The sequence below is a fragment of the Microbacterium mitrae genome (genome assembly GCF_008017445.1).
GTDB classification, from domain to species: domain Bacteria; phylum Actinomycetota; class Actinomycetes; order Actinomycetales; family Microbacteriaceae; genus Microbacterium; species Microbacterium mitrae.
The window spans coordinates 389,053-401,858 of sequence record NZ_VRSW01000002.1; the positions used below are offsets into that span (position 1 = coordinate 389,053).

The following is a 12,806-nucleotide window of genomic DNA, read 5'->3' on the forward strand; positions in this document are numbered from 1 at the left end:
AGGGTGGCCCTCCTGCTCGCGCTTATGGTTAGGCTTGCGTGGTGCTCTCCACGATGGCAGGTTGCGCGGGTGAGTGGAAGATCGCGCGGCGCAAGGCGATGAAGAAGACGATCATGCCCGCCGTGATGCTGATGTGGCCGAGACCCGCGATGCCGGAGATCATGGCGCTGGACTCTTTCCCCAGCACGGTCAAGGTTCCGTGCCAGATCAACATGGCCGACGTCACACCGACACCGGCGTTGTACAGCCAGAAGAACCAGGCGAAGAGCCGCGGGCTCGCCGAGATTCGAAAGGCCTTCTCAACCACCAGCACGATCAGCAAGACAATGAATCCGAGCGTGAGGAGGTGAGTGTGGGCGAGGCCGAGCTGGGTGAACTGCCCCTCAGGAAAGTCGTTCAGCTTCGTGAACTCGCGATAGAACAGTCCGGAACCCACGCCCAAGACCATGTACACCAGGGCGGCGTTGAACAGTTTCTTCATGGTGATTTCTCCTGTGATGTTTAACTCTCCTTCGAGTTCATCACCCCGTGGTTCCGGCGTCATCGCGAGGAATGGTGAATGCACTATCACCCATTTGGATGATGTCATTCGCCAGCCCGCCGATTGCCTAGGCTTATGACATGGATGCCATGCCGAGCGGAGCACGCCGTTACATCAAGCACGTCTCGACCGAAGAGGGCGTGTACGGCCTGATCTTGGTCTCGGGTTTGATCGCAGCAGCGGGCATCGCCCATTCGTCGGCGGGGCAGATTCTCGTGATTGGAACCGTCACTCACGTTGTGTTTTGGCTGGCTCATGTCTACTCAGGTGTCGTAGCGGGTCATGGTCGGCGCGACCGGCCTGATTATCGTGGTCGCCAAGCTCGTCGTCATGCACTAGCCAGTCGCTCTCCTCTCGTGGATGAGCGGAACCATCACGGTGGCGGCCGCGTGAACGTGAGAAATAAGTGGGACGAACGCCCCACTTCGATTAGCCTTAGTGCAAGGCACGACGACGACGTCGAGGGGTGACACATATGGCGCGAACACCGGTTGATGAACGTCGACGCGCTCTGTTGGCCGCGACCCTTCGTGTTGTCGCCTCACGCGGCCTCGCCGCGGCGTCAACGCGTGCCATCGTGGCCGAAGCCGATATGTCGCTCGCGAGCTTTCACTATGCCTTCGACTCACGCGATGAATTGCTTGAGGTACTCATCGGCGAGGTCGTCGCTCTTGAGGAGCGCGCCATCGCGCCCACCGACGTCGAGGGTAAGAGCCTGCATGATCTGGTCTACGAAGGGCTGCGCGGATACCTCCGGCACCTGCAGGCAGACCCGCCGCATGAGCTCGCCATGCTCGAACTCACGCAATACGCGTTGCGGGAGAAAACCGACCTCGCCCGCGAGCAGTACGCCGCCTACACGCGCTTAGTGACGCAAGCTCTCGATATCGGCGCCCAAGCAACCGGCGCCCACTGGTTGGTTCCGCTGCCGACCGTCGCACGCCTGCTCATTACCCTGACCGATGGTCTCACCCTGACGTGGTTGGTCGATCGCGATGACGAGCTCGCTGAAAGCGTCATCGCCGCCGCAGCCCGGGCCGTCGTGGCGCTCGCGGCAGACACCGACGCCACTGGCTGATCCGTCGCGTTCAGCGAGCGCCGACCGCTAGGCTCGCACCATCTCACCCATCGCGAATCGAACGCCGTGACATCTCAAGAATCTTCGTCTTCGCCGCGCCCTGGCTTATGGGCTCAGCTCGCCAAGCCCTACTGCCGGCTGTTGACCCAACCGCCCCGGTGGGTCACGTTTGTGATTGCGATCACGTGCATTCTCGCGGGCCTTTATGTCGTGCTTCGTCCGTTCTTGGCGTGGGGGCTGTTGATCTTCGTCGTGATCGGCGCGATCCTCCTGACCGGCTTCGCACACGTCTTTTCTCCCGGGCCGTGGTGGGCGCGGGTGCTTCCCGCGGCCGCAGCTGTGGGTGTGGTTGCAACGATTCTCATCTACCCGGGCATGACCATCTCGCTCCTGGTGTTGTTGGCCGCGGCGTCGCTCATCATCACCGCGCTCAGCCGCATGATCGGAGCGGTGCGCGGGAGGCACGGCGACCGTTATGCATCCATGGTCTCGGGTCTCGCGGCCCTCCTCCTGGCGGTGACCGCCCTGGCGTGGCCCGACGCCACGGTCTTCCTTGTGGCAACCATCTTTGGCGTGTATCTGGTTCTCTTTGGCGTCGAGCTACTCGTCCATGTGTGGCGAGGTGCGCGGAGCGACCGAGACTCCTCGACTGCGGCATCGATCGTGCCATCGCGCGGCGCCCGCGTGCGCACGGGCGTCGCTGCCAGCCTCGCACTCGTCGGGTCGATTGCGCTCGTCGCGGGCGGCCTCGCGCTGAGCGGTACCCCGCAACCCGACGGTTTCTACACGCCACCCGACGGCTTGCCCCCTCAGGCTGGCGTGCTCTTGTCTGCGCAGGTGTTTACGCGAGACGTACCGGCCGGGGCCGAGGGATGGCGCATCCTGTACACCACGACCAACGGCGACGACGAGATCATCACGGCGTCTGGTCTGGTTATTGCGCCGGCTGATGCCACACGGTCTCCGGTTATTGCCTGGGCGCATGGAACCACGGGTTTCGCTCGAGGGTGCGCTCCGTCGCTCTTGGAACACCCGTTTGTCGCCGGCGGAATGCCGGCGACCGAGGATGCTCTCGCCGCCGGGTGGAGCATCGTGGCGACTGACTACCCCGGCTTGGGAACAACCGGGGTGCAGCCGTATCTGATTGGCCAAGGGGAAGGGCGAGCGGTGCTGGACGCCGTCCGTGCCGCTCGGCAACTGGAGTCGATCTCGCTCGCAGAAGAAACCGTGATCTGGGGGCATTCGCAAGGAGGGCACGCGAGCCTCTGGGCAGGGGGTCTTGCCAGCACATACGCTCCAGAACTCACTATTTCGGGTGTCGCCGCAATGGCTCCGGCCAGTGACCTGCCGGTTCTCTTGGAAGCAATCGCAGACCAGCCGGTTGGTTCCGTCTTCGGGTCTTTCGCGCTGGCCGCCTACGCCGGAACCTACGATGACGTCGCGACCACCGACTATGTGCGCCCCGGTGCTCACATCATGATGCAAGAAATGCAGTCACGCTGTCTTACCGATGCGTCCTCGTTGGTGTCGATCGCGACGGCGCTGTCAGCAGATGCCAGCGTGTGGGCGCAGTCGCCGGGTGATGGTGCGTTGGGAGAGCACGCCGAGCGGTATGTGCCTCGATTGCTGATTTCTGCGCCCGTTTTTCTCGCTCAGGGTCTCACCGATACGCTCGTGGTTCCGGCGATGCAGCAGGGGTACGTCTCCGAGCGGTGCGCGGCGGGCCAAGTCATCGACTATCGGGAGTATCCCGATGCCGATCACATGGGTTTGGTCGCTGACCAAACCCTGCTTGACGACCTGATGTCTTGGACGACGGATCGGTTTGCGGGCCAGTCAGCTGCCACCGAATGCGCTCGCGGCTGACACGCGCTACCGGGTGTCGTCGGCGGGCTCAGCTGACGTCGTGTCGTTGTCGATGGTGCGTCGAGTGAGCATGACCTGACACTGATGCGCCGTGACGAATGGCTGCAGTTTGCGAAGCGCGAGCGGGCCGTTGGTTTGCCGCAAGACATCTTGCACGAGGCGGGCGTGCACCCCACACACGAGCGCGCGATCTTCGTCGATCATGTCGTGATAGCGGCAGGGAGCAAGCTCAAACGTGAGGGATTCTTCGTTGACACGGGGGTCGAGGCCGGCGTCTTCGAGATGTTCGTAGAGAACGTCGATTTGCCGCTGGGCGTCGTCTTCGAGCGGTGCGGATGTCGCGTCGGTCACAGCGCGCAAGAGGCGCCCGCGCTCGCTGGCACTGGCAACCCGTGCCGCAGCAACCGGATGCTGTGTCGCATCACGCACCGGGGAATACGTCACCGGCGGGCGCCCCGCCGTTCCGACCTGAACCGTGTCTGCGCGGATCAAACCCTCATCTTCGAGTACCCGCAGGTGATCGCGCACGGTGTTCAGCGGAATGCCCGTCTCGGAGGCGATCTCGCCCGCACGCCGACCCGGTACCCGCTGAATTGCGCGCAGCAGGGTAAGCCTGCGGGGTTGGGTTAACCCACGAAAGTCATGTGCGCGGCGCGGCATGCAACCAGGCTAAACCGAGGGGATGAGACCGGGCTGACCGTTCGGCCGGATAAAACCGGTGGAAAATCCTCCTCCCTTTTTCGAACGCGGCGACAGTAGGAACTGTTGCTGACACCATCACGAGAAACGGACAGCCATGAAGCTCTCACCTGAGTCGGAAGCCATCGTCGCCGCGACCGCCGGAGTCGTCGCTGAAAACGCTGAAGCCATCACACGAGTGTTCTACCCGTTGATGTTTGACGCTCACCCCGAACTATTGAACGTTTTCAATCGCGCGAACCAGGCGATCGGTGAGCAACCCAAAGCGCTGGCGGCATCGGTCGTCGCGTTTGCGGTGCAGCTCATCACGCCCGATGCCCCCGACTTCGCACCCGTGATGCGACGGATCGCGCACAAGCACGTCTCGTTGGGCATTCCGGCTCGCTCCTACACGATTGTCGGCCGTCACCTGCTGGATGCAGTCGGAATCGTGCTGGGTGATGCGGTGACTCCCGAGGTTCGGGCCGCGTGGGACGAGGTGTATTGGCTGTTCGCCACCGCACTGATCGCCGAAGAAGCCAAACTCTACGCACTGGGTGGCACTGACCCGGAAAACCCCTGGCGCGAGTACCGGGTGGTCGAGCGCGCCGAGGAATCAGGTGACGCCTTCTCCCTTGTTCTCGCTCCGGTCGCCGGTGAAACCCCGGCGCATCACACCGGCCAGTACGTTGCGATTGCCGTCGATCTGCCCGACGGAACCCGCCAGCCTCGCCAGTACACGATCTCATCGGGGCCGCGTGGCGATGCCTTGCGAGTGACGGTGAAGCGTGTTCGCGGAGTGAATGGCAATCCCGACGGTCAGGTCTCGAACTGGCTGTATGACAACGCGAAGCCCGGCGCTGTTTTGTTGTTGTCGCAACCTGCCGGGGATGTGGTTCTGGACAGCTCGGATGAGCCTCTGGTTTTGGTGTCAGCGGGCATCGGTATCACGCCGGTTGCCGCGATCTTGGAGGATCTCTCGCGCCGCCAACCCGCGCGCACGGTGCGGTTGTTCCACGCGGACCGCGACCACGATTCGCATGCGCTCTACGCGTCGCTGCGCAGTCAGATTGTCGCGATGAGCGATGCGAAAGCACAGAACTGGTATGAGGCGGGTGCGGAGTCGGCTCCCACGATTCATCCCGCCAAATCGGGCTTCATGAACCTCGATGACGTCGACCTGCCCGACAACCCTCGCGTTTTCATGTGCGGTCCGCTCGCGTTCATGCAGTCGGCGCGCGGCACGCTCATGCGCCGCGGTGTGGCCAGCGAGCGCATTCACTACGAAGTCTTCGGCCCCGACCTGTGGGCGCAGCAGCCGGACAACGCAGGCTGATGAGTGAGGCGCCCGGGTGTCTTTGGGCATCCGGGCGTCGCGCGTTTGGTGCGAACGGGCGCCGCGCGTTTGGTGCGAACGGGCGCCGCGCGTTTGGTGCCTACTCGGATCGCGTTTGGTGCTAACGGAAGTCACGCGAGTTGTGCTGTAACCCGACACGAAGATCTTCGAAACCATCGGCGATAATATTCGTCACCCCCTCCGGCGATCGTTCCACGATGCCACGGACGATGAGTGCGGGGGAGTCTCGCACGATGGAACGATATTTGTTCCATACGCCCACAGAACAAATGACGTTGGTGAGGCCAGCCTCATCTTCGAGGTTGATGAAGGTAATGCCCGAAGCTGTGGCCGGGCGCTGCCTGTGGGTGACGAGCCCAGCGACAAAAACGCGCCGCTCATTCTCATGCGTGCGCAACTCCCGCGAAGTGAGCACACCGCGAGCGTCGAGCTGAGCACGGAAATGCGTGATCGGATGATCTGTTGTGGAGATGCCGGTCGCCCACAAATCCGAGGCCAGTGTTTCGTAACTGGTGGGGTCGGTGAACAGCGGTGGTTGCACGGCCATCACGGTGCCGGGAAGAAACTCCGGGCGGTCAAGTGCCGCGTTGCCTGCGAGCCACAGTGCTTCGCGGCGAGAGATGCCCAGACAATCGAATGCACCTGCCGTGGCGAGAGCCTCAACCTGGGCTGAGGTGATGCCGGTGCGGCGAACAAGGTCATGGAGATCATGGAACATCCCGTGCTTATCCCGTTCATCGACGATTCGCTGTGCGGTCTTATCGCCAACACCCGTGACCCCAGCGAGCCCCAAACGCACGGCAAACGCTCCGTCACGCCGGTGCTTCGCCGTGTCTTCTGGGTCGGTGATACGGAACACTCCAACGGGAGGCTGTTCTCGACGAGTGCACTGATCGACGCCCGTTGGCGCAGTGCTGTCGCCCAGGGCTTCCAGCCCGTCGGCGGCGTGGGAGAGGGCAAGGTCGGGTCGCAGAACCTGAACGCCGTGGCGGCGAGCGTCGGCGACCAGCGTCGCCGGTGAATAGAAACCCATCGGCTGGGCTCGAAGCAGGCCGGCGAGAAAGGCTGCCGGATAATGCAGTTTGAGCCAGGAGCTGGCATAAACCAAAAGCGCGAAGGAGAGTGAATGTGATTCGGCAAATCCGAAGTTCGCAAATGCTTGAATCTTCGTATAAATCGCGTCAGCTTCTTCGGTACTGAGCCCATTGCGGGCCATACCTGCGTACAGCTTTTCTTTCAGCGAGTCGATGCGTTCCAACCCGCGCTTCGACCCCATCGCACGGCGCAAGAGATCGGCATCTTCCCCCGAACAATCGCCAATAGCCATCGCCATCTGCATGAGTTGTTCTTGAAAGACCGGAATGCCCAGTGTGCGCTCGAGCACCGGTTTGAGCTTGGGGTGCGCGTAGGTGACCTCTTCTTGTCCCAGCTTGCGCCGGACGAACGGATGCACGGCGCCACCCTGAATGGGGCCGGGTCTGATGAGAGCGATCTGGATGACGAGTTCATAAAAGCGTCGAGGTTGCAGGCGGGGCAACAGCCCCATTTGGGCGCGCGACTCGACCTGAAAGACACCGATCGAATCGGCGCGACACAGCATGTCGTATACGCCCTTCTCCTCCTTGGGGATGGAATCAAGAGACCATCGTTCTGCCGTGGTGTCAGCGATGAGATCGAAACAGTGTTGGAGCGCAGCCAGCATGCCCAACCCCAGCAGATCAAACTTCACCAAGCCCATCCAGGCAGCATCATCTTTGTCCCACTGGATCACGGTGCGATTTTCTTTGGTGGCGTGTTCGACCGGAACAACCTCACCGACAGGGCGGTCAGTGAGCACCATCCCACCGGAGTGAATACCGAGGTGCCGCGGCGCCTTAAGGAGCTCCGTGGCGTACTCGATGACCTGATCGGGAATGTCGTGAGCTGTTTGCGTTGACAGCTCTGCTCCCCAGCGTTCAACCTGCTTCGACCAGGCATCTTGTTGGCCAGTGGAGTATCCGAGTGCTTTCGCCATGTCGCGCACCGCATTTTTGGGCCGGTACTGAATGACGTTGGCCACCTGCGCTGCCCGCTCTCGTCCGTAGCGGCCGTACACCCATTGGATGATTTCTTCGCGTCGCTCTGAATCGAAGTCGACGTCGATATCTGGCTCTTCATCACGCAGCGTCGACAAAAAACGTTCAAAGGGGAGGTCGTAGGCGATGGCGTCGACAGCCGTGATGTGCAGGAGATAACAGACCGCGCTGTTGGCGGCAGAGCCTCGCCCCTGACAGAGAATGCCGCGGCGGCGTGCCTCCTGAACGATGTCATGAACGATGAGGAAGTACCCCGGAAAGTCTTTACGCTCGATAACGTCGAGCTCTTTGTTGATGCGATCTCTGTTTTCAGGCGTCAGACGGGGGTATTTCTCGGGCACGGCCTCCCAAACGAGATGACGAAGCCAGCTCATGGGGGTGTGGCCAGGCGGAACCTCCTGCTGAGGCAACGCCGGACGCGCTCGACGGAGGGGGAAAGCCAGCTCATCGGCCAGCGTCACGGTGTTGGCGACGGCGCCGGGATATCGCTGAAAACGGGCCGTCATTTCGACTCCCGAGCGAAGGAATGCGCCGCCGGTCGAGGGGAGCCAGCCATCGAGGTCTTCCATGCTGCGGTTTGCCCGCACGGCGGCGACAGCCGCATGCAGTCGAGCCTGAGGCGGTGTGGCATAGTGCACGTTGTTGGTGGCGAGAAGGGGAAGGCGATGCTTGCTCGCGAGCGCAGCGAGAGCATCGTTGCGCACGGTATCGCGCGGGTTTCCCTGGTCGGTGAGCTCAATGTAGACGTTGTCGTGGCCAAACAGCGCCGTCAGCCGATCAATTTCGCGAGAAGCAGCGCTTTCGCTCTCGGCGAGCGCTTGAAGCACCGAACTCTTTCGACACCCCGTGAGCACAGCCCACTCGTGCCCCGAGGCAGCAGCGAGCTCTTCCCAGACATAAACCGGACGCCCCTTTTGCCTGCCCTGCAGCTGACCGTGGGTGAGGGCGCCGGCCAACCGGTGGTAGCCCTCTTCGCCGCGCGCGAGGATGAGTGCATGCGTTCCGACGGGGTCAGCCTCACCGTTTTGTCGATTCGGGAGATGAAGCGATAGCTCGCTCCCGAAGACCGTTTTGAGTGCGGTTTGTTCTGCCGCTTCGGCAAACCGCACGATGCCGTAGAAACCATCGTGATCGGTCAGCGCCAGGGCGTGAAGCCCCAGTCGGTCTGCTTCTTCAACGAGTTCTTCTGGGCTGGAGGCGCCGTCAAGAAAAGAGAACGAGGAGTGAGCGTGCAGCTCGGCATACGGAACCGTATTGCGGGGACGCTCGCTTACCGGCGCAACGTATTCACCGCGCTTGTGAGACCACGCGGGGGAGTCGCCGCCATCAGCGCCCGTTGGGGTCGTTTTGGGTCGGCGAGTTTCGGTGAGTACGCGCTCAAGCTCCGACCAGGAGATGGGGGGATTGGAAAAGCCCATCAGTCATACCTGCCTTCTGCGCACCATTCGTCTGACTGGTAGAGAACGACCCAGGCTCGATGACGTTCATCGACGATTTGAAACCGGTAGCGGGGTGGTTGCCGCTGACCATGAAGCCAAAACCGCTCCGCGAGCGGCCACGGACCTGCCCACGATGAAATTCGCAGGCGCTGCCGATTGATGACGATGTGCGTGGGGGTTCCGGTGGTATCTCCGCGCTCAGTGACCTGTACGCGCTCACCGTCTGCGGTGAGAACATCGATGTCATCGTGGGGGGTGAGGGTTGTGGGTACGGGGGGCTCGAGATGGCCCGGCCAGGGGCGATCTCGCACGGTTGTCGAGACGATGCGGTCTCCCCAGGGCACCAGGTGCTGGCGGTCGCCGAGGAGTCGCCCGCCGGTGACCTCGGCGGTGACAACGCCGCGGTGGCCAAGAATTGCCTGCACGCGGGAGAGCGCGTGATGAACACGGGCATCGGGACCGCGCCCCACGAGGGCGGGTTGGTGGTGCACGGCATCGTCAACGGCTTCGGGAATGAGGCGAACCTGGGCGATGGGGTTCTGGGTTGCCTGATCGGGGCTTTCCCATGCGGCTTGCAATTGCCAACGCACGCGATCGACAAGAGCGGCGGCATCAAAGCAGGTGGGGTGTAGCCACACCCGGTCAGACATGATGCCGCGATCGTCAGTGAACTCGATGCGAATTTCTGTGCACACCAGCGCCGCAGCTGCCACGGCGGCAACCACCTCGTCGGCGGTCTGACGCACGGCAAAGGCAACCTGCTCGGCAATCTCTAGCGGGGATTCGAAAGCTACGTCGCGGGCTAGCTCGGGAGGGGGAATTCGTGGGGTGATTTCCCGGGAGTCACGGCCGCCCGCCAATGCCTGCAGCTGCGCCCCGCGTTCGGCGAGGCGGTCACGCACCAGCGTCTCGTCGAGCGCAGCAAATTGCCCGAGCGTATGTACTCCGAGCCGTGACAGCAGGCTCGCCAAATCGGTGTCGTCGAGAATGGCGATGGGAAGAGGAGCGAGGAAAGCCGCGGCCTCGCCCACGGCGACGATACGAATGTGGTTGTCGCCGACATCAATGCTCGCAGTGCGCGCCGCTTGTTCTGCCGTGAAAGCACCGTCGGCTATGCCGGCCTGAACCGCGTCGACACCGTGCTCGCGGGCCGCGTCGATGAGAACACGAGCGGCTTCACGCTCACCGCCATAGTAACGAGCCGGACCTCGAGATCGAAGCATGCACAGCCCCGGCCGCACAATATGAACCCCGGGAGCTTGGGCTTCGATGCGGGAGACAACAGGGCTGAACGCTCGTGCATCGCGGTCAGGATCGTGGGGCATGAGGCGGAGATCAGAACACGCAGCCTGCGCATCGCGTCGTCGTTGGCCGCGCCGGACTCCGGCGGCACGGGCAGCGGCAGAGCAGGCCACGATGGTGTTGCCGTGCGTGACGGCGATCGGGGCATCAGCTACCCACCCCGTGGGTGTGGTGAGCGCGCGTGCGGTCACGGGCCAATCAGGAAACCACAGTGCGATGGTGCGCTGCGGCGCAGCGGTGATTGAAGACATTAGGCCACCACCGTGAGATGAGCGCGCCGGTCGGCCGGCGCCGGCGAGTCGATGGGTGTCACCGAACTGGCCGCGGGGGTGAACGCCACCACCGCTCCCGATGGGCCGGGAAGGAGAACCCGAGCACGCCGCGCAGCCGGAAACCTGCGTCCTCGCGCCGAAATGGTAACCGCACGAGACTGTAGGGCTCCATACCCCTGACCAATGCCGCGCCAACTGGTCTCGGATAGCGAGAGTGTTGCTTCAGCGCCCGGCCACTCGCCAAGCACCAGGAGAACCCCGCCGCGCTCACGAAGGCGTGCACTGAGCCGGGAGATGTCGGCATCGCGGGGGCGAGAGGGAGGGCGAATTGCGATGACGGGGATGACTTCGGCGAGCGCTGCCACCACGGCCAGCCACCGGGTTCCGGGGTTGGGAACCATGACGAAACGTTCGAGTGTAATGCCGAAGCCCTCAACGGCTTCGGCGGCCAGAGAGTCAAAACCCACGGCAGCGCACCAGGAGCCAGCCGTTGACGTTTCGGCCATGAGCGACAGCATGACGCTGACAGAAGAATCAATGGCATAGGTGGCTCCTGGTTTGAGCCCGCCATCGAAGAACAACGGAACCAGGGGCGCAGACACGGGAATGATCGCAGTATCGGCACGCCGGCGTTCCGCACGCTCAATCTGCTCGCGCAGACCCTGGAGCGACGCGGGAGTGGAACTCGCGCGGAGGGGAACAGCCATAGCCACATCCTAGAAAGTATGTTCTAACTAATCAACCTGTGAAGCAACGTTATATCGAAGATCGGACATTGCGCCTTCGGGCTGAAGGGAGGGCTCACCGACTAGGGTTTTCCCATGCGCATCGAATTCGAATCCACGCTGTGGCTGTGGGAAGCCAAGACGGAGGCGTGGACGTTTGTCACCGTTCCGACGGAGCTCTCCGACATGATTCGTGAAATTCCGCGCGTGCCGCGGGGGTTTGGGTCTGTGCGTGTGCGGGTGCGCCTTGCTGACCAGGAGTGGAGCACATCGATCTTTCCGAGTGTGTCGGAGCAGGGCTATGTGCTGCCCATCAAGCGGGCAATTCGCGATGCCGTTGGGCTCACTGTTGGTGACGCCTGTTCAATTCACCTGGATATTCTTGACGCCTAGCTCATCGGCTTTGTAGATAGCCGCTAGGTGCGGGTGGGTGTGGCGCGAGATTGCCCCACATCGTGCACAAAATCCTGGCAATTGCCCGAGCGGGGCTTGCATCTTTATGAGAAGTGTCTCATTATTGAAGAGTCCCTGGCGCGGATATCCGCACTGCGAGAAGTCGAACACCCCTTAGTTCGTTTCGCGGAGTCCGCAATACCAGACCACGACAGTTTCTGAAGACTGTCAGGATTCGGTCCGGCCCATTCGTCCCCACGAGGCCGGGCCGAATCCTTTTTTATCCACAGGTTTGTTGAGGCAAGCCGGTCCTCATCGTCGCTTCGATACGCTCCTCGCGGAGGGGCAATGTCAGCGACGATCCAGAAGACGAAGAGCGCGATGCGGCAGCACCGCCTCAGTGTCGCCGTGCTGAGCGCTGTTGGCATCGGAATCGCGGTGCTCATGCTGGCCGCCGGAGGGTTCTCCCGGGCTAACCCGGCGGGTGGTTGGATGGCCAACGTTCTGCTGTGTCTCGGGCTCGTTGTGCTCGCTGTTTCCAGTGCGTGCCTGGTTATTACCGACGCTTTTCACCACATCTTGCCCCACATCATCATGGGCCCGCTGGCCGTCATGACTCTTCTCATCATGCTCATGGCCGTGATTGCCGGCGCCGACGGACAGGCGGCGCTATGGGGGCTGGGTATCGGGGTCGCCACGGGGTTGGTGTTGCTCGCCCTGGCGATAATCCCTGGGGCTGGGCTCGGGGGAGGAGACGTCAAGCTCGCGGCGATTCTCGCTGCGATCGTGGCGTGGTTCAATCTGCCTGCGTTGCCGTTCGCGCTGCTGAGCGCGCTGATGTCGGCGAGCGTTTTCGCGATCATCGCAATGGTGACGGGGCGTGCGACACGAAAGACGGCCATCGCTCTCGGTCCCTTTCTCATTTTCGGAGCGTGGCTTGCCCTCGCGCTCAGCGTTGTCCCGAGCTAGTGGAGATCCCCTCTGAAAAATGAGGAAAATGAGAAACCTGAGACGGTGAATTTTGTGCAGGTTTCACACCTGCTTGTGTGGCTTGTGCCACCACCGTGGGGCTGGTCTACC

At 62.5% G+C, this 12,806-nt stretch carries 11 protein-coding genes; 6 read left to right on the forward strand and 5 right to left on the reverse strand.

The annotated features are described in order from the left end of the window. Nucleotides 1-28: 28 nt before the first annotated feature. Entirely contained in the window at nt 29-481 is a 453-nt protein-coding gene (locus FVP60_RS08675; protein ID WP_147825862.1) for a DUF2871 domain-containing protein, read from the reverse strand. 140 nt (nt 482-621) lie between these two features. Here FVP60_RS08675 and FVP60_RS08680 point away from each other — a divergent pair, with 140 nt between their 5' ends. From FVP60_RS08680 to FVP60_RS08690, 3 genes are all read left to right on the forward strand, one after another. Continuing rightward, on the forward strand, nt 622-1,011 hold the full coding sequence (locus FVP60_RS08680) for a hypothetical protein (RefSeq protein WP_147825863.1): 390 nt from the start codon (nt 622-624) through the stop codon (nt 1,009-1,011). Between the two features lie 5 nt (nt 1,012-1,016). Beyond that, nucleotides 1,017-1,619 (forward strand): TetR/AcrR family transcriptional regulator, encoded by a 603-nt coding sequence (locus FVP60_RS08685; RefSeq protein WP_147825864.1) that lies wholly within the window; start codon nt 1,017-1,019, stop codon nt 1,617-1,619. A 141-nt stretch (nt 1,620-1,760) separates the two neighbouring features. After that, nucleotides 1,761-3,485 carry an alpha/beta fold hydrolase gene (locus tag FVP60_RS08690; protein WP_147825865.1) on the forward strand — a complete coding sequence of 575 codons (1,725 nt, stop codon included), beginning with the start codon at nt 1,761-1,763 and terminating at the stop codon, nt 3,483-3,485. Nucleotides 3,486-3,491: 6 nt separating this feature from the next. On the opposite strand, the gene FVP60_RS08695 is transcribed toward FVP60_RS08690, so the two are convergent. Then, entirely contained in the window at nt 3,492-4,145 is a 654-nt protein-coding gene (locus FVP60_RS08695; protein WP_147825866.1) for a helix-turn-helix domain-containing protein, read from the reverse strand. A 136-nt stretch (nt 4,146-4,281) separates the two neighbouring features. Between FVP60_RS08695 and FVP60_RS08700 the strand changes: the two genes are divergently transcribed. Continuing rightward, nucleotides 4,282-5,499, forward strand: coding sequence for a globin domain-containing protein (locus tag FVP60_RS08700; RefSeq protein ID WP_147825867.1), 1,218 nt, complete (start codon nt 4,282-4,284; stop codon nt 5,497-5,499). Nucleotides 5,500-5,620: 121 nt separating this feature from the next. Here FVP60_RS08700 and FVP60_RS08705 read toward each other — a convergent pair whose 3' ends face one another. The 3 genes from FVP60_RS08705 to FVP60_RS08715 are packed head-to-tail and all read right to left on the reverse strand — an operon-like array spanning nt 5,621 to nt 11,315. Continuing rightward, nucleotides 5,621-9,013, reverse strand: a complete 3,393-nt coding sequence (locus tag FVP60_RS08705; RefSeq protein WP_147825868.1) for an error-prone DNA polymerase — start codon at nt 9,011-9,013, stop codon at nt 5,621-5,623. Continuing rightward, entirely contained in the window at nt 9,013-10,587 is a 1,575-nt protein-coding gene (locus tag FVP60_RS08710) for a DNA polymerase Y family protein (protein ID WP_147825869.1), read from the reverse strand. The genes FVP60_RS08705 and FVP60_RS08710 overlap by 1 nt, the downstream gene beginning before the upstream one ends. Next, nucleotides 10,587-11,315, reverse strand: coding sequence for a hypothetical protein (locus FVP60_RS08715; RefSeq protein ID WP_147825870.1), 729 nt, complete (start codon nt 11,313-11,315; stop codon nt 10,587-10,589). Before FVP60_RS08715 ends, FVP60_RS08710 begins: the two co-directional genes overlap by 1 nt. A gap of 114 nt (nt 11,316-11,429) precedes the next feature. Here FVP60_RS08715 and FVP60_RS08720 point away from each other — a divergent pair, with 114 nt between their 5' ends. After that, complete coding sequence (locus tag FVP60_RS08720; protein ID WP_147825871.1) at nt 11,430-11,726, forward strand: DUF1905 domain-containing protein; 297 nt, start codon at nt 11,430-11,432, stop codon at nt 11,724-11,726. Between the two features lie 348 nt (nt 11,727-12,074). Continuing rightward, nucleotides 12,075-12,695: a prepilin peptidase gene (locus tag FVP60_RS08725; RefSeq protein ID WP_147825872.1), complete on the forward strand. Its 621-nt coding sequence runs from the start codon at nt 12,075-12,077 to the stop codon at nt 12,693-12,695. Nucleotides 12,696-12,806: the final 111 nt, after the last annotated feature.